This is a genomic window from Acetobacter zythi (assembly GCF_963921165.1).
Taxonomy (GTDB): domain Bacteria; phylum Pseudomonadota; class Alphaproteobacteria; order Acetobacterales; family Acetobacteraceae; genus Acetobacter.
The window spans coordinates 12,632-34,588 of sequence record NZ_CAWUEO010000044.1 but is presented as its reverse complement, the minus strand read 5'-3'; the positions used below and the strand labels follow the sequence as shown (position 1 = coordinate 34,588).

Here is a 21,957-nt window from a genome sequence, read left to right as displayed (position 1 = left end):
TCATTTTTATAAAACAGAAAACATTTCTGGCACGCTCCTTGCGACATACTTCTTTGAGAGAAGACTTAACGCGGAGGGGAAAATGATCCAGTTGACCAATGCGGCGCGCGATGCAGTGCGCACAGCAATTGCCGGTTCAAGCAACCCGGCCGAAGGCATCCGTATTATGGTTGAGGCCGGTGGATGCTCGGGCTTTAAATATATGATGGGTCTGGTCTCTGCTCCAGAGAAGGACGACATTGTTGTTCTTTGTGATGATGTCAAAGTTTTTGTGGATCGTGAAAGCAGCCCGCACCTTGAGGGTACAACGGTCGACTTTGTGGTCTCCCTCGAACAGTCCGGATTTTCATTCGATAACCCGAATTCGGTATCAAAATGCTCCTGTGGGAAGTCTTTTAATTAAAACCCCCTGCTGGGCGGTGGAACGGGAGTGAGGGGCCATGTGGGAATATTCCGATAAGGTTAAAGAATATTTTTTTAACCCGAAAAATGTTGGTGTCATTGAAGACGCCAATGGTGTGGGCGAGGTCGGGGCTATTGCCTGCGGGGATGCGCTTAAGCTGATGTTGCAGGTTGACCCCACCACAGACCGGATCACCAGTGCACGGTTCCAAACATTCGGATGTGGGTCTGCTATTGCGTCTTCATCAGCCCTGACTGAAATCATTGTTGGCAAAACGGTTGATGAAGCGCTGAAAATTACCAATCAGGACATTGCGGATTTTTTGGGCGGTCTGCCGCCGGAAAAAATGCATTGTTCGGTCATGGGGTATGAAGCCCTGCGGGCGGCCGTTGCCAATTATCGGGGCGAAACATGGGAAGATGACCACGAAGAAGGTGCTCTTCTCTGTAAATGTTTTGGTGTTGACGAAGGAATGCTCGAACGTGCGGTACGCAACAACAATCTGACAAGTATGGAACAGGTTGCCCAGTACACCAAGGCCACGGCAAGCTGCTCCACCTGTGCCGAAACGGTTGAGGAAGCATTGGAGCGCATTAACGCTGCTATGGTGAGCGAGGGCGTATTGGATGCGCGTGATGCTTTTGTGGCCGGAGCACTCCCCCCCACACGGCGTGCTGCCCGCAAAACATCGCCACTGGTTGAGCTGAGCGCTCCTGCAACGCCCGCCAAGCTGACCACCGTGCAGCGTATTCGCGCTGTGGAGGAAGTTCTGACGGAATTGCGGCCAGTTCTTCAAGGCGATGGTGGGGATTGTGAATTGGTGGATGTGGACGGCAACAAGGTGATGGTCAAGCTGAGCGGTGCGTGCGTGAACTGCCAGCTTGCATCGGTCACGGTGCAGGGCATTCAGCAACGTCTGGCCGAGCGTCTGGGTGAGCCGGTTCGGGTTATTCCGGTTCCTGCCGGTCACTGATTTTTGCAAGCGTTCATGGGGTGATCACAACAAATGCGCCGGAGGGTCACCGGCCACGAGTGGGAGAAAGCAGATGAAGCCGGTCTATCTCGACAATAATGCGACCACGCGGGTTGACCCGCGTGTGGTGGACGCCATGCTGCCCTATTTTACCGAGCAGTTTGGCAATGCCTCATCTATCCACGCTTTTGGTGCCGATGTTGGAACAGCCATCAGGCATGCGCGGCGTCAGCTTCAGGCGCTGCTGGGCACGGAGTTTGACCACGAAATTGTCTATACCGGCTGTGGAACGGAGGCGGATAATACAGCCCTTCTCTCCGCGCTGGAAACGCAGGGCGGGCGCGACGAAATTGTAACGTCCGCTGTGGAACACCCGGCTATTTTGGCACTTTGCGCATGGTTGGAAAAAACGCGGGGTGTAAAAGTCCATTATATTGGGGTGGATTCCCGTGGTCGGCTGGATATGGATGCGTACCGCAAGGCGCTGGGTCCGCGCACGGCCATTGCCTCCATTATGTGGGCTAATAACGAAACGGGTAATCTGTTCGAGGTGGAAACACTGGCCGAACTTGCACATGAGGCTGGCGCACTGTTCCATACAGATGCCGTGCAGGCCGTAGGCAAGGTCCCGATGGACCTGAAAACGTCTGAAATTGATATGCTCTCGCTCTCTGGGCACAAGTTTCATGCTCCCAAGGGTATTGGTGCGCTTTATGTCCGCCGTGGTGTGCGCCTGCGCCCCATGATCCGTGGCGGTCATCAGGAGCGGGGGCGGCGTGCGGGCACGGAAAATGCTCCCTCCATTATTGGTCTGGGTGTTGCAGCCGAACTGGCCCGCACGCATCTGGAGGACGAGAACACCCGTGTGCGCGCCCTGCGCGACAAGTTGGAAAACGGGTTGCTCCAGCGGATATCCCACGCAATGGTCACAGGTGACTCCGATTATCGCCTGCCAAATACAAGCAATATTGCATTTGAATATATTGAGGGTGAGGGAATTCTGCTGTTGCTCAATAAAGCGGGTATTGCCGCCTCCTCCGGTTCGGCCTGCACATCTGGGTCTTTGGAGCCGTCGCACGTTCTGCGGGCGATGAAGGTGCCGTATACGGCCGCGCATGGCGCGATCCGTTTTTCCCTCTCGCGGGAGAATACGGAAGAAGATGTCGATCATGTGCTTGAGGTCATGCCCGGTATTGTTGAGACCCTACGGGGCATGTCTCCATTCTGGGATGGTACGTCTGCAACCCGGAGTGCGTTTACGCCCACCTACGCTTGATTTTTCAGCAATGAGATAAAGGGCGCGAGACATGACAGCCAAGCCGCTCATGCGGTCTCCACGCCGCCTGAAACTGAATGACAGCACCCTGCGTGATGGCGAACAGGCGCCGGGAGTTGCTTTTACCCCGGCTGAAAAACTGGCGATTGCCTGTTTGCTGGATGAAGCAGGGGTGGATGAGATTGAGGCCGGCACCCCCGCCATGGGGCCGGATGAGATGGCTGTTATCACCCAGATTGGGCGCTCTGTTACCCGCGCAAGAGTTATTCCGTGGTGCCGGATGATACCGGAAGATCTTGCTCTGGCGCAGGCTACGGGGCTTGGCAGTGTGCATCTTTCCGCGTCCATCTCCCCAATGCAGATTGCGGCGAAATACCGCAAACCCCCAGCACAGGTACTGGACATGACGCGTGATGTTGTTGCGCGTGCGGTGGATATGGGGCTGGTGGTTTCTGTTGGGGGAGAAGATTCCAGTCGGGCTGAATCCGGTTTTCTGGCTGATTTTGTGGGTATGCTCGGGCAGGCTGGTGTCCAGCGTTTTCGTTACGCGGATACGCTGGGCGTTTTGGACCCGTTTGCAGCGTTTGAGACCATAAGCTGGCTGCGAGGGCAGACGGAACTGGAAATAGAGTTTCATGGCCATGATGATTACGGCCTGGCAACTGCCAACACGCTGGCTGCTTTGCGGGCAGGGGCGGATGTTGCCAGTGTCACTGTACTGGGGCTGGGTGAGCGCGCGGGGAATGCCCCGTTGGAAGAACTGGCTCTGGCAGCCCCTCGTTTTTTAGGCTGCGAAAGTGGTGTTGATCTGCGGCGGCTGGCGCCTTTGGCCCGCGCTGTGGCGCTGGCATCTGGCCGTTTTATTCCCGAAGGCAAGGCTGTGGTCGGGTCTGCTGTGTTCCGTCATGAATCAGGGATTCATGTGTCCGGTCTGCTGCGGGACGCAAATACTTATGAAGCCATAAATCCCACGCATTTAGGCCGTGAACGTGAGATTGTTTTTGGCAAACACTCTGGACGGGCCGCGATCAATCATGCGCTGGAGCGGCTGGGCGTGAACGCAACGGAAGGTGTTGCCACGCAATTGCTGGAGGCTGTGCGGCATATGGCTGAACAGCACAAAAGAACCATCACTTTGGATGAAATCGCACTCTTGTTCTCAGAATTGCAATGCCGCGCGGCCTGAAGGGCCGATGCTAAAAGGAGCCGTGATCCATGCATGTTTTACAAGAACTTCGTCGTCTTTCCGCTGCCGAGGAATTTTTTGAGCAACTCGGCGTGCCGTATGACCCCACTGTGTTGAATGTTGCGCGGCTGCACATTTTGCGGCGTATGCGTTCCTACCTTGATGAGCAGGGGCTGGAAGGGGAACTGGACGAAGCCATGGTGCGTGAACAGTGTCGTATGCTTTTGTCACGTGCCTATCAGGATTTTGTCGTATCCACGCCCATTGCCGAACGTTCGTTCAAGGTGCACCGCGATGCCGTGCGCCCGGTCCGGCAGACAATAGTCGGGTTGGACGACCTGACTGTTGTGGCAGAACTGATCGAAGGTGGCGCAAAATAAGACGAAAGCGGGGAAAGGTCTTCTCCAATTTGTCATTTTTCCAACAGGAGTGGAAAAATAAGTGTTCCCTCTCTGCCACTCTGGTCTCAAGGGGCTGTTTTTCCTGAAAATATCCAAAATGGCACACAGCTTGCGGGGATAACAGGGAAGGACAGATAAAAGGAAGTAGGGCGATGCGTATCTTTGTCTGCATTAAACAGGTTCCGGACAGCGCGCAAATTCGCGTGCATCCGGTTACAAACACCATCATGCGGCAAGGCGTGCCGACAATTATTAACCCCTATGACCTGTTCGGGCTGGAAGAGGCGCTGCGCCTGCGCGACAGTTTTGGTGGCACGGTTACGGTGCTGACCATGGGGCCACCCATGGCGTCGGAGAGTTTGCGCAAGGCGCTGGGTTATGGTGCTGACCGTGGCCTGCTTCTTACAGATCGGTTCTTCGCTGGGTCCGATACGCTGGCGACAAGCTATGCCCTGTCCAGACTGATTGAAAAAGCGGCTGAAGAGCAGGGCATGCCCCACATCGTGTTTTGCGGAAAGCAGACAATTGATGGTGATACTGCTCAGGTTGGTCCCGGCATAGCGCAACGTCTGGGGCTTTCCCAGTTAACCTATGTGTCTGCCATTGACGAGATTGATCCTGATAAAGGCACCATTACGGTGCGCCGCCGTGCTGACCATGGCGTGCAGGTGCTGACTTCCCGCTTGCCAGCCATGATCACCATGCTGGAGGGGAGCAACCAGATCCGCCGCGGCACCCAGTCCGATGTGTTGCGTGCTGCGCAGGCAAAGGTCACGCAGTGGAATGCTGCGGCCGTTGGGATTACGGATTTATCTTTGTGTGGTCTGCGTGGTTCACCCACGGTGGTCAAACGGGTGTTCGCGCCTTCGGCCCGATCCGAAAAAGCAGAAATGATCCCAGCAGGTGGTGGCGGCAGTGCTACGGCCACGGCGTTAATTGACGCCATTTTTGCGCGCCAGCCAGCACTGGAGGAAGACCTGATCAGCGCAGCTGGTGGGTATTGATCGGCGCTGACGCCGTGAAAGGAAAAGGGCGACCATGAACACTTCACAAACCCCGGTCGCTGGCGCTTCTGGCTCACGCGCTGGCATGAAAAAAGAATTGCCCGAACATTTTCGGTCTTACAAGCATGTTTGGGTTTTTATTGAGTTCGAGCATGGGCGGATTCACCCTGTTTCCCTCGAACTTCTGGGTGAAGGCCGCAAACTGGCTGACCAGCTAGGTGTGGAACTGGCAGGCGTACTGCTTGGGAGTGGAGACCATGGGCTGGATGAAGCCACAAAAAGCTGCTTTGCCTATGGCGCAGACCTTATTTACTTGGTCGATCATCCCGTGCTCGCACAGTACCGTAACCAGCCCTATACAAAAGTTATGACCGAACTGGTCCTGAAGTACCAGCCCGAGATCATGCTGCTGGGCGCAACGGTTTTGGGGCGTGACCTTGCCGGGTCCGTGGCAACCACACTCAAAACCGGGCTGACAGCGGATTGCACGGAACTGGCTATTGATGATGAACGCTCATTGGCCGCCACGCGGCCAACGTTTGGTGGGTCGTTGCTGTGCACCATTCATACACTCAACTACCGGCCGCAAATGGCAACTATCCGTCCACGTGTAATGGCCATGCCCAAACCTGAAGAGGGGCGAGAAGGGCGTGTTGTGGCTTACACGCCAGATCTGGACGAAGACGATATTGTGACCAAAGTGCTCAGCTTTCTACCCGATGATGCCTCCGAGGCATCTGGTCTGGCTTTTGCGGACATTGTGGTGGCCGGTGGCATGGGGCTACGTTCGGAAGAGAACATACAGCTTGTGCGTAAACTGGCGCATGTTCTGGGGGGAGACTGGGGTGGTTCGCGCCCTCTGGTGCAAAAGGGCTGGATCGGGGCTGATCGTCAGATCGGGCAGACAGGCAAGACCATTCGGCCCAAGCTGTACATAGCGGCAGGTATTTCGGGGGCCATTCAGCATCGGGTGGGTGTGGAAGGGGCGGACCTGATTGTCGCCATTAACACAGACCCCAATGCCCCGATTTTTGACTTTGCCCATCTTGGAGTTGTCGCGGATGCAGTTGCTCTTTTGCCATTGTTGACCGAGGCTTTTCGCCAGCGTCTGCTTGTTAACCGACTTGCAGGTTGAGGGAGAGAATACAGTCATGACTAAAATTGTATTTGATGCCATTGTGGTTGGTGCGGGTCCTGCGGGCAATTCTGCAGCTTATACAATGGCGAATGCTGGGCTGAACGTGCTCCAGATCGAGCGCGGGGAATATTCCGGGTCCAAAAATGTGCAGGGTGCCATTCTGTATTCGGATGCGCTGGAACAGATGATCCCCGACTTCCGGGAGGAAGCGCCACTGGAGCGGCACATTGTTGAACAGCGGATATGGATGATGGATGACCGGGGCCATACGGGCATGCACCATCGGAGTGATGATTATAACGAGGATCTTCCAAACCGTTATACCATTATCCGTGCGCAGTTCGATAAGTGGTTCAATCGTCAGGTGCGTGACGCAGGGGCCACGGTGCTGTACGAAACCACTGTAACAAGCCTGCTACGTGACCCGCGAGGGCAGGTGATTGGTGTGCAGACTGACCGTGAGGGCGAGGGATTCTACGCCAATGTGGTTGTTCTGGCCGAAGGCGTGAATGGTCTGGCCGGGCAGAGGTCTGGGCTACGTTCCGAACTTCGCCCAGAAGATGTGGCGCTGGCCGTTAAGGAAATGCACTTTTTACCCCAGGAAACGATTGAAAGTCGGTTCAACATCACGGGGGATGAAGGCGTTGTTGTCGAGGCCATGGGCACCATAACCGAAGGCATGATCGGCACGGCGTTTTTGTATACCAACAGGGAGTCCATCTCCATTGGTATTGGCTGTTTGGTGAGTGAGTTAAGCCGCGTTGGCAAAGGCTCGCCTTACCAGCTTCTGGATCGGTTCAAGGCGCATCCTTCCATCCGTGGCCTTCTGGAAGGTTCGGAAATGAAGGAATATGCAGCGCATCTGATTCCCGAAGGTGGGTACAGGGCTATTCCCGAACTGGTGGGCGATGGCTGGATTTGCGTTGGAGATGCAGGCCATTTTGTCAATGCCGTGCATAGGGAAGGTTCAAACCTTGCCATGACCACAGGGCGCCTTGCGGCAGAGACCATTATTACTCTCAACCAGCGTGGACAGGCCTGCACCAAAAAAGCCCTTGGGGCATACCGGCAGCGTCTGGATGACTCATTTGTTATGAAAGATATGAAAAAATACAAAGATGTTCCCAGAATGCTTGAAAAGCAGGGGAGCACGATCATGGATACGTATCCACGCCTGATGAACGGAGCCGCCCAGACATGGTTCCGTGTTGATGGACGAGACAAGAAGACCAAGGAAAACGAGATCGTAAAAGCTGCATGGCATGTGCGCGGTCTTGGGCTTTTGGGTGATGCGGTTAAACTGGCGAGGGCATGGCGATGAGCGACGATGTTGAAAACAGACTGTTCCAAAACCGCTATGTGGTGGACACAGGTAAACCGCATATCCATGTAACCCCGCATGAGGCGCCATCGGAAGAGTTAAAGTCCATGGTGCATGTCTGTCCGGCTGGCTGTTACAGCCAGAACGAGCATGGGCAGGTGGAAATTGTGGCCGATGGCTGCATGGAATGTGGAACATGCCGGGTCGTGTGCCAGAATACTGGTGAGATTGAATGGAATTATCCGCGCGGCGGGTTCGGCGTCCTTTTCAAGTTTGGCTGAACCATGTTGCATGTTCCAACAGGCCTTCTTGAAGCGCTCCTGGCTGAAGATGCACCGTGCGGTGACCTGACAACCCATTCTTTAGGCCTTTGTGGTCAAGGCGCGCGGATCAGTTTTACCGCACGTATGCCGCAGGTCGTGGCTTGTAGCGAGGTGGCGGCTGCATTGTTCAGGCATGTCGGGGGGCGTGTCTGCTTTAGCGCACCCGCAGGGCAGTGGGCGGCGGCAGGGGAGAGCATTTTGCAGGTGGAAGGCCCTGCAGAAGCTCTGTTTCTAGCATGGAAGCAAGCCCAGACTCTTATGGAATGGGCTGGTGGTATTGCAAGCGATGCCCATGCAGTTGTGCAGGCTGCCAGACGTGTGCGCCCGGACGTGGCTGTTGCTTGCACCCGTAAAGCTCCACCGGGCATGCGGGGTTTAGCCATGCGGGCTATTATGGCAGGTGGGGCGGTCATGCACCGCACGGGTTTGTCAGAAACTGTTTTGGTCTTTCCCGAGCACCGGATGTTTCTACCGGCGGGTGGGTATGCGGCAGTGGCGCGCCTGAAACAGGATCTGCCAGAACGTAAAATTGTTGTAGAAGTGACATCCATTGATGAAGCGCTGTCTTTTTTAGAGGCTAAACCAGACATTCTTCAGCTTGAAAAATTTCCTCTTCAAGATGTGGCTGCTCTTAAGAGCAGGTTGGATGGTTTGGAACCGCACGAACATACGCCGCTCTTAGCTGTTGCTGGTTCCGTAAATCCTGATAACGCAGCAGATTATGTGCAGGCTGGGGCACATATTTTGGTAACATCATATCCCTATTTTGCAAAACCACGGGATATTCAGGTGCGGATAGACCCAATGTCTTCTTCCTGATGTTTTGGTACAATTTTTGCGTATTATTAGGTTATGAAAAAATTGTCTGTAAGACAGTGAGTTATTCATTGATACCAATTTTGAATTTTTCGGATAATTTTTTCTCGGGGGATCCTGTTTTGTAAGTGATCAATGCGGCGTGGCGTTTATTATTCTGCAAGTGCTGAGGGTGGATGTTTTTCATGAGTGAAACCGAACACGATATCCTGCTCCCCGAACATTGTGGAAACATATATTACGAAATACTCAAGCAGGCTGCTGACGGCGTTATTATAATTAACGAAGAGAATAAAATTATTTTTTTTAATACTGCCGCAGAGCGCCTATGGGGTTATTCTGCATCAGAAGTTATGGGACAGAATGTCAAATGTCTTGTGCCACTTGAACATCGGGCCAAGCATGATGACTATATTGCCCATAACCGCGCCACAGGTATTGACCGTATTGTTGGCACATCGCGCGAGATTACTTTTACCCGCAGTGCGGGTGATTATGCCGTAGCGGAAATGTCTGTTTCGGCTATTACTCTTGCCCCGCTCAATAAGCGTTATTACATGGCTCTTGTAAAAGGGGTCACTGAGGAAAGTCACCGTAAAAAGCTTATTACCTTACAAAATAAAGTTTTTACGGAGCTTGCAGGAAAAGCAACAGAGCAGGATATTGCAGACATGCTTTGTGCTGAGGCCGAAAAGCTGGTGCTAAACAGCGTGGCAGTGCTGTTGCAGATTACACCAGAACGTGGCCTTGAAATTCTTTCAGGCGAAAGTCTTCCACGCCGTAAAGGGCGGATGCTAACACGCATGACGCTGCCTGAAGCAGATATGGTGGCATTGCGTAACCATCCGGAGGAAGCCCGTACAGTTGTCTGGCAGAATGCAGGAGCCGTTGAGCAGGAAGTTGGGTTGCTGGACTGCTGGGCTTCGACTGTTTGTGATGGAACAGGAACACCAATCGGGATATTTGCGCTTTATTCGCGCAATAGAGACAAAATTACCAACTGGCCGCAAAAAATTGTCTCTGGGTGTGTACCGTCCTGTGCCGCTATTATTGAACGTGGCAAAACCCGACAGAAACTGAATCGTCTGGATCGGTATGATTCGTTAACTGGTTTGTTAAATCGTAATGCAGTAACAATAATTCTTAAAAATATGATGGCGCAGCAACCAAATGGCTGGCCATTTGCCCTGCTTGTTCTGGATATTGATCTTTTTCAGGATATTAACAATCTCTTGGGGTATGATCAGGGTGATCTTCTGCTCCAGATTGTAGCGCAGAGACTGAGCGCACAATGCCGTAGTAATTTTGTAACCGGACGGTTGGGGGGGGATGATTTTGTTATCATCATACCCGGTGGAGACAGAAATACCGCCAGAAATTTTGCCGAAACACTGATTGAAGTCATGCATGAGCCGATTATTATAAACGGACATGAATTAATTGTATCGATCAGCACGGGAATCAGCCTGTATCCAGACGAGAGCAAGGATGTGGAGCAGGTGCTCAACCGTGCGGAAGTGGCAATGCTCGAAGCCAAAAAAATGGCGCGAGGTAGTTTTCGTATTCTGGATAATGCCTCTGATAGTGAGGTACAATCACGATTGATTGTTGGTTCAGCTCTCCGTAAAGCCATTCAGAATTCGGAACTGCGTCTATTCTACCAACCTCAGATATGCGTCACAACCGGCAGATTACATGGTGTTGAGGCTCTTGCGCGTTGGCAGCACCCGGTTTTGGGGGCAGTGCCTCCATCGCGCTTTATTCCCATAGCTGAAGAGACCGGGCAGATCGAAGCCATTGGCCGGTGGTCCATTGCAGAGGCCTGCCAGCAACTCGCATTGTGGGACCAGCAGGGGATTGTGGTGCCAGTGGTCAGCGTTAATATTTCGGCAGGGCATTTTGCCAGTTCGGAATTACTCCAACAGATTGTTGATGTGTTGGAAGCCTATAATCTGACGCCTGACCGGCTGACAATAGAGATTACTGAAAGCGTGATGATGCGGCAGAGCTCGGAAGCACTGGCAACATTGTCGGCTATACGTGGTATTGGCGTTGGGCTTTCGTTGGATGATTTTGGTACAGGTTTTTCCTCTCTATCACGGCTGAGTACTCTGCCTTTGACAGAGCTTAAGATTGATCGGAGCTTTGTGATGAATTTTGAAGAAAATATTAGTTCTCTTATCGTAACGGAAGCGGCTATTACCATTGGGAAAAGGCTTGGGGTCAGGATTGTGACCGAAGGCGTAGAAGATGATTCACAAGAACAAATGTTACGTTCAATGGGGTGTGATGTCATGCAGGGTTACCTATTTGGCAGACCCATGCCTCCTGCGGCACTGAACACATGGATTATAGAACATTCGCCAGGAAAGAATATGCAAATGGGCAATCCATAGAGTTAATCACTGATTTTATAAGACATTAAAACAAAAATTTTATCTCCTTGTGGAGAGTTAATGGCCACCCTCTTTCTGGATAGGGGACACAGCATGACCATCATTACTCCAGCCACACGGGTCAGGGACGGACAAAACCTTTCTGATCTGGATAGTCGTCGACATTTTATGGGATTAAAGGAAACGGATTGTGAAACTCTTCGTTCCATAAAGACTATTATAGATAATGAACTTCCGCAAGCATTGGATGCATTTTATGCTCAGGTGCGCCAAACACCAGAAACAAGAGGATTTTTTACGTCCGAGACGCATATTGAACATGCCAAGGGAGCACAGAAGGAACACTGGAAAAATATTTCATCCGCCAATTTTGGTCGGGAATACGCCCAAAATGTCAGTAGAATTGGCAGCATTCATGCACAAATAGGGCTTGAGCCCAGATGGTATATTGGTGGTTATGCTATTGTAATGGACCATCTTATTCATGCTATTGTGATGAATGCTTTTCCCAAAGGTGGACTGTTTGGTAAAAAAAACGCGGTTGCTAAAAATCTGTCTGACCAGATCAGCAGTTTATGTAAGGCTGTCTTGTTCGAGATGGATCTTACAATCTCGGTTTACTTGGCAGAAGCTGAAAAGTCCCGCACATCCGCACGGAATGAGGCCATAGCCAAGGAACAGTTTTTTGTTACTGAGAGCTTTGGTTCAGTTATTCAGGATATTGCAGAGCAGAACCTTGCCCAGAATATGGGGAGCGATGTTCCCGAAGCTTATCTGCCACTGCGTGATAATTTGAATGCTGCCATACACGCCTTGCGTAATACCTTGATGGCAGCAAGTGATACGGCCCATAATATTGATGTGGTCACACAGGAAATTAGCGATGCATCGGGAGAGTTGGCTCAGCGTACCGAGCGGCAGGCTGCATCGGTGGAAAAAACGGCGGCTGCTATTGAGCAGATTACAGCAACGGTCAGCTCAACTGCGAGCCGTGTTTCCGAAGCTAATCATTTTGTCGAAGACTGTTTGAATAGTATCCAACATTTTGGCGGCATGATCGACCGGGCTAATGATGCGATGGTCGAAATTGAACGCTCGACCGAAGCAATAAACAAAATTACGGATATTATGGATGCGGTCGCTATTCAAACCAATATTCTGGCATTGAATACAGCAGTGGAGGCCGCACGGGCGGCAGATGCCGGGAATGGGTTTAAGGTTTTGGCGCAGCAAATTCGTGAATTGGCAAACCGTGCCGGAGTGGCGTCAAAAGATGTGCGTGGGTTAGCGGGTACGTCTCGGACACAGGTGGGGCAAGGTGTTTCCATTATGAAAGAGGCCGGGCATGATATGAAAATTATTATTGCCGGAATTGTTGAAATTCGGTCACATCTTAAGGCGATCGAGGAAGCTGCGCGGGAGCAGGCTGCGGCGCTGCAAAGTGTTAATGGTGCTGTGGCCACTATTGATGAAGGGACACGGCAGAATGCAGCCATGGCGGAGCGGACATCTACGGCAAGTGAGGGTATGGTGCAGGAGGCAAACCAGTTGCGCCTATTGCTGGATGGATTTCATCTTGGTTAATGCCAGAAGGCATGATGAGAAATGCTAATAAGATGGTCACATGGCGCAGGACGACGGAGTATTCCGCGAGAGTAAGATTTATACGCAAATCGCGTTAATATCTATTCTATTTATAACCATGTTAGGTGCATTGGAAATATAGGGTGCTGCTCTGGTTATATTTTATATGATCGGAAGATATTGGAACATTAACGGATCTCTGTTTGTTATTACAAATTTGCTACAAGAACGTGAATTGAAAATATTTCAAATCAGGCTTAGCTTGAAAAAAACAGTCATAAGAAAAAGAAAAATATGTCTGACAAATTACCGCTCCGTGCACCTTCGGGCCTGAAAAAACGAAGTAGGGTCAAGCTACGACTGCCTGTTGTACGCAGGCAGTAAGTTCGCCCTATTATTCAAAGCAGAAATTCTGTCCCTCTATTCCAGTGCAAGTTGGAATGGACGTGCATAGTTCTGGATAAAACCATGTCCAAATTTCCTAAATATAACCGGGAATTGTGCCCTTGTTGGCACAAAAATTGTGTCGTTTTATTAACAATCTGTTCTGTTTTTATAATGTTGGCGTTCACCGGCAGAGCGGATGCGCAGGCTGTCAACGCACCATCTCTAGTGGTTGGGCAGTCTATAGGGCACGGGGGTGGCGATTCATCCATTCCAGTCAAACATAAACGACCTATTGCCGAAGACCGTCTGGAGGCTTTGTTTAACACGGAGAGTATTTCCTCATTACTCAATAATAATGAGGATGCATTGCGGCGTGGAGATATTACCGCTGGTTATTATGTGTCCGAACAGGCTTTTGGCAATCTTGTGCCAGCCCTCAAACCGTTCCGGGATCGTCTGGCGAACCATGGCTTCAGCTTTGAGTTGACCTATAAAGGGGAGGGCATGGGAAATATGAGTGGCGGTTTATCAAAAGGTATGGACTACACACATGAAGTGCGCATAGCCATGCTGTTTGATCTGGGAAAGCTGACTAAATGGGAACCGCTGAACGGCTGGTTCCTTCATGGCATTGTTATGAACCGAGAAGGACGTCAGGTGGGTTGGGACCATGTGGGGGAACGCAACGTTCTGCTCACGGAGGTCTGGAGTATTCATGGGCCAGCAGCAGCGCGTCTGGCTGATCTGTATGTTGAAAAATCTTTCCTGAACAATCGGATCAACATTAACCTTGGTCGCATTGCGCTTACGCATACCTATTCCACTTCCGTACTGCTCTGCACATTCATGACCATGTGTTCCGCGCCCATGGCCATTCGTGAACCTGCAGGCTGGAGCGTGTATCCTAAAACGTCATGGGGGGGGACATTCAGAATACGGCCAACGCGGGATCTGATCTTACGGACAGGGGTCTATCGTATTGGCCCAAAAGCGGTTGATAATACCGGGTGGGCGTGGGGGAGTGAGCCGTACACGGGGCTGCAGACACCTGTTGAACTCACATGGGAACCCTTTTTGGGCGAGCGTAAATTGCCCGGCCATTATAAAATTGGATACGCCCATGACACCTCCCCTTATGCGGATATGATCGGGGTTATTCCGCCCGCGTTGGCTGGGGTTGTGCAAAAACACAAAGAAAAACCGAGAGATACATTTTATATAGAAACAGACCAGATGGTGTACCGCAGTCATGGTCAGCACCAGATGGCGGGTGGCTATGTGTTGGCTGGGTTTGTGCATAATACGCCAAGCAATTCCACATTTGCCAACGAGTTTTATGCTGGGGCTTCCCTGCTGGGTATTATTCCGGGGCGTCCGTTTGATCGGTTTGGTGTTATGTACTCCTACTATCAACTCAGCCCGCGAACAACGTATGGCCAGCAGTTACGCCAGATGGCGGGTATGTCCATGGGGGCATATGTGAATGCCCCGCAAACTCATTCGGCTATTCTGGAGGCATATTATGGTATTCCCATCATGCCCGGTCTGGTGATCACACCAGAGTTTGAATACATGATGCGACCGGGGGAAACGTCAGTTATTCCCAATGCGGTTCTGGCTGGGCTTAAAGTCATTAGCGCCCTGTAATACGTTTGTGCGGTTCAGTCGGGCGGGGTATCAGCCTGCCCACAACCTATGCCGACTGTTCTCGTATCTTAATTCTGGATATGTTTTTTACCATTCCAGCCATTCTATCATTTCGGAATCCAAACTATAATTCAGGGTGTGGATTATGTAGGGAGGCTCGATCTGTCAGAGGTTCAGGACATGGCATTCATCAGGCGTGGCTCCAACTTTGCATTTGGTCAGACCGCTTACCCCGAAGGGGGAGAGTTTCGTGTCACTAATGGCGCGTATGCTGCACTCATCCTGTTGGAAACAGGCACGATGAGCACTGTGATCGATGGCAACAAGCGGGAGTTGCACATGGGGGAGTGCGGCATTTTTATCAACAGAACAGGCCGCCGTTCGATTTATGCACCGGGCAGCCGTGTTATGTGGTGCGAAACGCCATTGCTAAAATCCTCATTATCGCCCGAGTGCGATTTTCTGGGGGATAGGGTCCGGGCCTCCCAGCGTATTCTTACGCTGTTTCGGGAAGGGATTAGCTGTGGCCTGCACACATCTCCTACGCTCGATACACTGCGTAACGCTTTGGGGGAGGCATTGTTTGCGGCATGGCGCATAGAGGCCGGGCAGGACGCCATTGGTCATATGCCCAAGCCCCTGCTTGCAGCAAAGGTTTATATTGACCAGCATTATGCAGACAAACCCGACCTTGAGGCACTGGCGGCAGTTGCCAACGTGACACCCCCCTATCTGATAGACCTGTTCCGCCGCCATCAGGGCACAACACCCATGCGGTACTTACGGACAGTCAGGGCACAGGCTGCTTTACGTCTCATACGGCATACAGACATGGCGCTTGCCAGTATTGCGGACATTACTGGTTATGGGTCGGCTTTCCATCTCTCGCGTGAGATTCGGCAGACCAGTGGCCTTAGCCCGCGCAGTATCCGGCAACGCGGCATTCATGGTCGAACGTCCGTTACCATGGGAGAGGCTTTTCGCCTGCCAGATCAACAACAACAGACCCAACGTTCTTCGGTTGAAAGGATATGTCCAATGCCGTTCTCCCATATTCCCGTTATTGATATTGCCGCTTTGCGACATGGTACCAGTGCAGAGCGTGAGGTTGTCGCTGCAGCTATGGGCGAAGCATGCCGTGGAGCAGGGTTTTTCTATATTACTGGCCATGGGGTTACGCCCGAGGTCATGGCGCAGCTCTTTGAGGCCTCAAGGGTATTTTTCAGCCAACCAACTGCGATCAAGGATATGGTCGCTATGAGTCGGGTTGGAAAAAACCGAGGCTATGTGGGTCTGGGTGTGGAACGTCTCGATACGACATCCCTGCCGGACAATAAGGAGGCTTTTAATATCTGCCCCAATAATGGTGATGATGCTGAAGTATGGCCAGCCCTGCCGGGATGGCGTGACCTGATGATGGCCTATTTTACAACATGCCTGGATATTGGCGCAGCTTTGCACCGTGGTTTTGCCCGTGATCTTGGCGTTGATGAAAATTTTTTTGCCGATAAATTTAAAAACCCAATGGCAACATTGCGCCTTTTACGCTACCCGCCTGCTGTCCCTGCCAACCTGAGTTCCCTGTCTGCCCGCACGGATCAGGCTCCGGGCGCAGGTGCTCATACAGATTATGGGAATGTGACCATTCTGGCAGTTAATGGTGTGTCCGGCCTGCAGGTGCGCCCGCGTGGTAGTGACTGGATAGATGCCCCCCTTATTCCTGGGACGTTTATTTGCAATATCGGTGATTGCCTGATGCGATGGAGTAATGATGTGTACGTCTCCACCCCTCACCGTGTTTTGCGCCCGGATGGAGAGCGATATTCCATTGCATTTTTTCTGGACCCGGATGCCGATGCACTGGTCGAACCCATTGTTACTCAACCAGGTGAAAGTGCGCACTACCCACCAGTAACAGGTTATGATTATTTGCAGGAGAGGTTGTTAGCAACATATGGACACAAGGCTTAAATAATATCAGAATGTTTTGGTGGCGCGGGGTAACATACGCAAAAAACATAATTTACAGATATGTCTTGTTCTTTGCTGTGTTAGTAGAGCAATATTCTGTGCATTGACAGGGCGTGAATGGTATTATGGTCATGCCAGAACACCTTTTGTACATTATGGATCAGGCAAGCCGGACCGGAAGGGAATGGAATGAATGAAACCGAGGGGAAAGCATGTGGAAGCATATCATTCCGGTTTGGAAATAAAGGAATCTGCAATAGCATCTGATAATCCTGTTGATGAAGTTCTTCCCTTAAAAAAACTTGTCATCTATGGTTTTCAGCATGTTTGCACGTTTTATGCCGCTGCCGTTATTGTTCCTATCATTCTGGCCAATGCACTTCATCTATCCAGGAGTGACCTTCTTCATCTGATCAATGCTGATCTTTTTACATGTGGCCTTGCATCGTTAATACAATCCGTAGGAATAGGGAAGATTGGTGTTCGACTGCCGCTATTGCAGGGGGTCACATTCACCGCCATGGTACCAATGGTGACCATTGGTGTGGCAGCAGGTGGTGGTACTGAAGGGCTGCGTGAAATTTATGGCGCCATCCTGATTGCCGGACTTTTTGCATTTATCATGGGGCGGTATTTTTCTGCTATTGTCCGGTTTTTTCCGCCAGTGGTTATGGGGTCCACCATTCTTATTGTTGGGCTTGCCTTACTGCCCATAGCGGCCAATGGTATTGTCGGTGGCCAAAGCCCGAGTGTGATACAAAGTTCGGTCGATATCAAAAATATTTACTATGCTCTGGGAACATTCTTTATCATTATCATCATGCAAAGAATGCTTCGTGGGTTTCTTGCCACCATTGCGGTTTTGCTGGGTCTGGTGCTGAGTTCGGCTATAGCCATGCTGCTCGGTGATATGACAATTCATGACTATAATACCCTGCCATGGTTGGCCTACACACAACCGCTCTATTTTGGTCTGCCGGTTTTTCATATTGCCCCGATCCTGTCGATGACCGTTGTTATGATCATCGCAATGATCGAAACATCCGCTGGTGTTTATGCTGTTGGTTCAATTGTAAAACGTAAGATCAACGCGGATGATATTGCCTCAGCCATACAAGCGGATGGTTTGGCGACCGTTCTGGGGAGTTTGCTCAACTCGTTTCCTTATACGTGTTATGCGGAAAATGTTGGACTTGTTCGTATGACAGGTGTGCGTAGCCGTTGGGTTATTGTTGCGGCAGCTCTTATTATGATCATTCTGAGCAGTTTTCCAGTGGCAGCAGCACTGGTTGCCAGCATTCCTGACCCTGTATTGGGGGGAGCAGCACTTGCCATGTTTGCAACGGTTGCAATGATAGGGGTCCAGATCTTAAGTGAGGTGGATTTTGATGACCATAATAATATGATTATTGCAGGGTCCAGTGTTGCTTTAAGTATGCTTATAACGGCACAGCCGCATATTACGGAAAGCCTTCCATCATGGATTCAGATTGTATTTGGGAGTGGAATCACTGTTGGTGCCCTGACCGCCATTTTGCTTAGTGTTCTTTTTAATCATGTTTTCCCTGCCATAAAAGTCGGGAAAAATTTATGAGATGTCGCTAGTTCTCTTGAAAGAATGCAAGCGAGAAGCATGTTTCTATGCTTCCATCCATGAGGGCGAGTTAGTGGGGCAGGGTATGCAGTCGCCGTTTTCCCAAATATCTGGCTCACCTGAATGGACGAAGCGCCCTCTATGCGAGCCTTGAGATGTTCGGTCCAGATACGAAGAAGGCTCTGTCCAGTTCGTACGGGCAAACATGCATTACGCGGGTTTATTCGATTCTGAAAAATAGATCGTATAATGTTTTCAATATCATGCGTTGGACGTTGAAATGTCCAACGCTGATAAGAAAATAATGTTATGGCCTTGAACAGGAACTCTTCATATTTTCATCTACGTTTAATTCGTAAACTATAAACCCTTCCTCCAGATACCCATTAGGATATTGTGCTATTTTGTGGGTTTTTTCCAAAAATCGCTTTTTCTGCTCAGATGTTGCTGTGAACGTCCAATAATCGTACATGTATTTTCTAATGGAATTTTCTTCTATGCTATCCATAATATTGGCTGTGGAGCCTTTGGTTTTGCTTCTATCATTCACAATTAAAATCAATGGAGGTGATTTGGAACAGGCCGCCAGCTTTTGTGCTGTATGAAGTAAATCATCTAAATTATAATTACGAACATTTTTGTAAGGTACTACAAAATCAAAATCTTTCAGTGTTAGCATGAACACAGGTTTTTTTGTATAATACGGTATTGATTCCAAAATATAATCCAAGGATGAAAGGACTGGAGAATCTTTCAAAGTTTCATTCTGACTGACAAAATTTGAAAATTCTTTAGACCTGCTGTTAGGTATTTTTACTTCATGAAATCCCAGCATGATAGAAAGAAGGCATTGTACAGAAAGCATGCCATAAAAAGAAACTAATCCAATTTTGGTTAATGTATTAGAGGCCGGTTCCCGGTTTGTATTTTTCTTTATCCAGAGCAGTGCAAAAACAAGCATAATCCACAAGGCTTCATGCCTGTATCGTCCCGGATAAATAATAGAGAAAAATACAGTGAAACCGATAAGGACTATAGCTACAACAGAAAATAGGAATGTATCGCCCCATAAGGCAAAAACAGATAGAAGAATAAATGCATATGCCGCTGACTGAAAAATAATAAATATTATTTTTCCAAGAGTTTTATCACCTATAAAATTAGAAATATAATCTTTACACTCCACAAATGTTAGATTTTTTAGGAAATGGAGGTGGTGCTTAGGAACGATCTCCAGCGGGTGTGCAGGAGCAAGGTCGTAGCGTATTGGATAAATTGTTAAGAGGCAGACGACAAAACCAGAAAGACCCATTAAACCATTGATGACAGCTTTCTTGGTTTCATCATTCCATTTTCTACCGTTTTCATACCAAACATTGAGTGGCCATAAACCGGACAATACACCGACAATAAGTGCTGAGTGAACATTGGTGTTGGCCAATAAAAACAATATCGGACCAGAACATATATACCTGTAATTCTTATTGGAAAAGAAATAGGCAAATAGCATTAACAGGAGTGCGCTTATGCCATAATTCCTGTCCATTACAGTGTATTCGTAGAGCAATGGATAGCCAAATAGCATCAATATTTTTGTTTTAACGTCAAATGGTGAAAAAAACAGAAGCATTATGACAGTACAAAAAGATATCAAAAGTGAGGATAATGGAAGTGCATAATAGGAATCCATGATCCAATAGAATATCTGCTCTATTTTATACGTTAGGAATGGATGAGGATTCCCAATAAGATGAATGTGGGGGGTCGCCCCAATACCAATCATAAAATTTCGCACTTCGTCGCGCCACAATGCATGATGGCAGACTAGATATGCAGTGATTACTGACCACAAAATAAAAATAAGAATTAAAATTTTATTTTTATCTTTAAAAATAATATTTATATTCATTATTTATTTCCATACAATGCCGCATCTTTGATCACATACTGCATAAGTAGTTCTTCTTCAAGGGAAATTTTTTAGCAAGAGCCTTGATGACAAAGGGTGAATCTCTGTCCATTTTTATCATTGTCACAAATCAAGACTATAATTGCCGTGAAAAGAGACCTGACATATTACAATTATATTTCAGAACAGTGTGACAACATGGGGTGTCACACTGTTGTTCCGGTTCAATGGGTTTTCAGAATGACCGGGCTACTGTTAGCCGGGGTGGTTTGGTCCCGGAGTTTTTTGACATCATCGGCGAATACGACAGATTGCCGGTTTCCCCACGATAAACGGATGAATGTCAGAACATCAGCAATGTCTGTGTCGGAGAGCTGCTCACGATACGAGGGCATCCGGTAGGCATCCGGCACTCCCGCCGCCACAACTCGGCCCGAGCCATTAAGTGTGATGTTGATGGAGGATGAACTGTCCTGCATCATGGAGGAGGCCGCCCCTGCCAGCGGCGGCACCCATTGGCCCTGCCCGCGGCCGTCTGCTCCATGGCAGAAACTACATTTTGCCATATAGGTCTGCGCACCTGGTAGCTCCTGCCGTTTGGCGGGTTCGCGTGCCGCAGCTTGTGTTGGTTCGTAATGCCACGACGCACCCTCCCGCGTTCCATCGCCGGGCAGGGACTTGAGATAATGTGCAACAGCCCGTAGATCATCGTCCGAGAAAAACTGGGTGGAGTTGTTGAAAGCCTCCGCCATGGAGCCGAATACAACGGCATGTTCGTTCCGGCCTGTCTTGAGGAAACGGAAGAGGTCGTCCTCACTCCATCGCCCAAGTCCCGTGTTCGGGGTGTTGCGCAGGCTGGGAGCATACCATCCGTCAATCAGCGCGCCGGAGACAAATGCGGCACTATGGCTGTCCGTCCCTTTTTCGTTAAACGCCAGTCCTCTGGGTGTATGGCAGGCCCCGCAATGCCCCGCTCCTTCAACAATATAGGCCCCCCGGTTCCATTGGGTATCCTTTGTGGCATCAGGGTGATAAACGCCAGATGGGGCAAAAACCACATTCCAGAATGCCAAGGGCCAACGCATGTTCAAAGGCCAAGGGATCGTGCTTTGCCGGTTTTGCTGATGAACGGCCGGAATGCCTCGCATAAAATAGGCATAAAGGGCTTTGACATCATCGTCAGAAAGTTTGGCATAAGACGGATACGGCATGGCCGGATAAAGGCGATGCCCGTCCTTGGCCACGCCTGAGCGTAGTGCCCTGTCGAAGTCTGCCAGCGTATAGGAACCAATGCCCGTATTCCGGTCAGGAGTGATGTTGGTGGTGTACACTGCCCCCATCGGTGTTGCCATCTTCAGGCCCCCTGCGTAGGCCGCTCCGCCCGGCACACTGTGGCAAGCCACGCAATCGCTCAGACGCGCAACATAGCCCCCGCGTGCCACCAGTTCGCTCGGTTCATCTGCCGCAGAGCCTGCCATTTCAAAGCGTGATGCAGGGATACGGTTCACGAACCATGTTGTTCCTACCGCCAGAACAGCCGATATGGGCATTATGATTGCGAAAATTATTTTCAGGCGGTCATTCATTGTCTATTCCGCAATTTTTTGCTGCACGTAAGGGGCCAGCAC

General features: G+C 50.2%; 17 protein-coding genes. 15 read left to right on the top strand and 2 right to left on the bottom strand.

The window, feature by feature from the left end:
* The first annotated feature begins 82 nt into the window (after positions 1 to 82).
* The 15 genes from AABE20_RS11425 (at position 83) to AABE20_RS11355 (ending at position 18,420) form a co-directional block, all read left to right on the top strand.
* A complete protein-coding gene (locus tag AABE20_RS11425) occupies positions 83 to 403 on the top strand; it encodes a HesB/IscA family protein (protein ID WP_338333179.1) in 321 nt (106 codons plus the stop codon).
* Between the two features lie 37 nt (positions 404 to 440).
* Positions 441 to 1,376, top strand: a complete 936-nt coding sequence (gene nifU / locus AABE20_RS11420; protein WP_338333178.1) for a Fe-S cluster assembly protein NifU — start codon at positions 441 to 443, stop codon at positions 1,374 to 1,376.
* Between the two features lie 73 nt (positions 1,377 to 1,449).
* The gene (gene nifS / locus AABE20_RS11415; RefSeq protein ID WP_338333177.1) at positions 1,450 to 2,652 is read left to right on the top strand and encodes a cysteine desulfurase NifS; all 1,203 of its coding nucleotides are present in this window, start codon (positions 1,450 to 1,452) and stop codon (positions 2,650 to 2,652) included.
* Between the two features lie 31 nt (positions 2,653 to 2,683).
* Entirely contained in the window at positions 2,684 to 3,838 is a 1,155-nt protein-coding gene (gene nifV, locus AABE20_RS11410; protein WP_338333176.1) for a homocitrate synthase, read from the top strand.
* Positions 3,839 to 3,867: 29 nt separating this feature from the next.
* Positions 3,868 to 4,218: a nitrogenase stabilizing/protective protein NifW gene (gene nifW, locus AABE20_RS11405; protein WP_338333175.1), complete on the top strand. Its 351-nt coding sequence runs from the start codon at positions 3,868 to 3,870 to the stop codon at positions 4,216 to 4,218.
* Between the two features lie 173 nt (positions 4,219 to 4,391).
* A complete protein-coding gene (locus AABE20_RS11400) occupies positions 4,392 to 5,243 on the top strand; it encodes an electron transfer flavoprotein subunit beta/FixA family protein (RefSeq protein ID WP_338333174.1) in 852 nt (283 codons plus the stop codon).
* 34 nt (positions 5,244 to 5,277) lie between these two features.
* Entirely contained in the window at positions 5,278 to 6,378 is a 1,101-nt protein-coding gene (locus AABE20_RS11395; protein ID WP_338333173.1) for an electron transfer flavoprotein subunit alpha/FixB family protein, read from the top strand.
* 16 nt (positions 6,379 to 6,394) lie between these two features.
* Positions 6,395 to 7,702 (top strand): FAD-dependent monooxygenase, encoded by a 1,308-nt coding sequence (locus AABE20_RS11390; RefSeq protein ID WP_338333172.1) that lies wholly within the window; start codon positions 6,395 to 6,397, stop codon positions 7,700 to 7,702.
* Positions 7,699 to 7,983 (top strand): ferredoxin family protein, encoded by a 285-nt coding sequence (locus tag AABE20_RS11385; protein WP_338333171.1) that lies wholly within the window; start codon positions 7,699 to 7,701, stop codon positions 7,981 to 7,983. Before AABE20_RS11390 ends, AABE20_RS11385 begins: the two co-directional genes overlap by 4 nt.
* A 3-nt stretch (positions 7,984 to 7,986) precedes the next feature.
* Positions 7,987 to 8,844, top strand: coding sequence for a ModD protein (gene modD / locus AABE20_RS11380; RefSeq protein ID WP_338333170.1), 858 nt, complete (start codon positions 7,987 to 7,989; stop codon positions 8,842 to 8,844).
* Between the two features lie 182 nt (positions 8,845 to 9,026).
* Positions 9,027 to 11,237, top strand: a complete 2,211-nt coding sequence (locus AABE20_RS11375) for an EAL domain-containing protein (RefSeq protein ID WP_338333169.1) — start codon at positions 9,027 to 9,029, stop codon at positions 11,235 to 11,237.
* A gap of 93 nt (positions 11,238 to 11,330) precedes the next feature.
* Entirely contained in the window at positions 11,331 to 12,821 is a 1,491-nt protein-coding gene (locus AABE20_RS11370) for a protoglobin domain-containing protein (protein WP_338333168.1), read from the top strand.
* Positions 12,822 to 13,433: 612 nt separating this feature from the next.
* The gene (locus tag AABE20_RS11365; protein WP_338333167.1) at positions 13,434 to 14,855 is read left to right on the top strand and encodes a carbohydrate porin; all 1,422 of its coding nucleotides are present in this window, start codon (positions 13,434 to 13,436) and stop codon (positions 14,853 to 14,855) included.
* A 180-nt stretch (positions 14,856 to 15,035) separates the two neighbouring features.
* Positions 15,036 to 16,826 carry a 2-oxoglutarate and iron-dependent oxygenase domain-containing protein gene (locus AABE20_RS11360; protein ID WP_338333166.1) on the top strand — a complete coding sequence of 597 codons (1,791 nt, stop codon included), beginning with the start codon at positions 15,036 to 15,038 and terminating at the stop codon, positions 16,824 to 16,826.
* A gap of 193 nt (positions 16,827 to 17,019) precedes the next feature.
* A complete protein-coding gene (locus AABE20_RS11355) occupies positions 17,020 to 18,420 on the top strand; it encodes a nucleobase:cation symporter-2 family protein (protein ID WP_338333165.1) in 1,401 nt (466 codons plus the stop codon).
* Positions 18,421 to 18,727: 307 nt separating this feature from the next.
* Here the strand turns inward: AABE20_RS11355 and AABE20_RS11350 are convergent, their stop codons facing one another.
* Positions 18,728 to 20,329, bottom strand: coding sequence for a hypothetical protein (locus AABE20_RS11350; RefSeq protein ID WP_338333164.1), 1,602 nt, complete (start codon positions 20,327 to 20,329; stop codon positions 18,728 to 18,730).
* Between the two features lie 224 nt (positions 20,330 to 20,553).
* Complete coding sequence (locus tag AABE20_RS11345; protein ID WP_338333163.1) at positions 20,554 to 21,837, bottom strand: c-type cytochrome; 1,284 nt, start codon at positions 21,835 to 21,837, stop codon at positions 20,554 to 20,556.
* Between the last annotated feature and the right edge of the window lie 120 nt (positions 21,838 to 21,957).

Bases quoted from the DNA above. Each gene is read 5' to 3' on its own strand.
- AABE20_RS11425 (WP_338333179.1), top strand. From the start codon at position 83: ATGATCCAGTTGACCAATGCGGCGCGCGATGCAGTGCGCACAGCAATT.
- nifU (WP_338333178.1), top strand. From the start codon at position 441: ATGTGGGAATATTCCGATAAGGTTAAAGAATATTTTTTTAACCCGAAA.
- nifS (WP_338333177.1), top strand. From the start codon at position 1,450: ATGAAGCCGGTCTATCTCGACAATAATGCGACCACGCGGGTTGACCCG.
- nifV (WP_338333176.1), top strand. From the start codon at position 2,684: ATGACAGCCAAGCCGCTCATGCGGTCTCCACGCCGCCTGAAACTGAAT.
- nifW (WP_338333175.1), top strand. From the start codon at position 3,868: ATGCATGTTTTACAAGAACTTCGTCGTCTTTCCGCTGCCGAGGAATTT.
- AABE20_RS11400 (WP_338333174.1), top strand. From the start codon at position 4,392: ATGCGTATCTTTGTCTGCATTAAACAGGTTCCGGACAGCGCGCAAATT.
- AABE20_RS11395 (WP_338333173.1), top strand. From the start codon at position 5,278: ATGAACACTTCACAAACCCCGGTCGCTGGCGCTTCTGGCTCACGCGCT.
- AABE20_RS11390 (WP_338333172.1), top strand. From the start codon at position 6,395: ATGACTAAAATTGTATTTGATGCCATTGTGGTTGGTGCGGGTCCTGCG.
- AABE20_RS11385 (WP_338333171.1), top strand. From the start codon at position 7,699: ATGAGCGACGATGTTGAAAACAGACTGTTCCAAAACCGCTATGTGGTG.
- modD (WP_338333170.1), top strand. From the start codon at position 7,987: ATGTTGCATGTTCCAACAGGCCTTCTTGAAGCGCTCCTGGCTGAAGAT.
- AABE20_RS11375 (WP_338333169.1), top strand. From the start codon at position 9,027: ATGAGTGAAACCGAACACGATATCCTGCTCCCCGAACATTGTGGAAAC.
- AABE20_RS11370 (WP_338333168.1), top strand. From the start codon at position 11,331: ATGACCATCATTACTCCAGCCACACGGGTCAGGGACGGACAAAACCTT.
- AABE20_RS11360 (WP_338333166.1), top strand. From the start codon at position 15,036: ATGGCATTCATCAGGCGTGGCTCCAACTTTGCATTTGGTCAGACCGCT.
- AABE20_RS11355 (WP_338333165.1), top strand. From the start codon at position 17,020: ATGAAACCGAGGGGAAAGCATGTGGAAGCATATCATTCCGGTTTGGAA.
- AABE20_RS11350 (WP_338333164.1), bottom strand. From the start codon at position 20,329: ATGAATATAAATATTATTTTTAAAGATAAAAATAAAATTTTAATTCTT.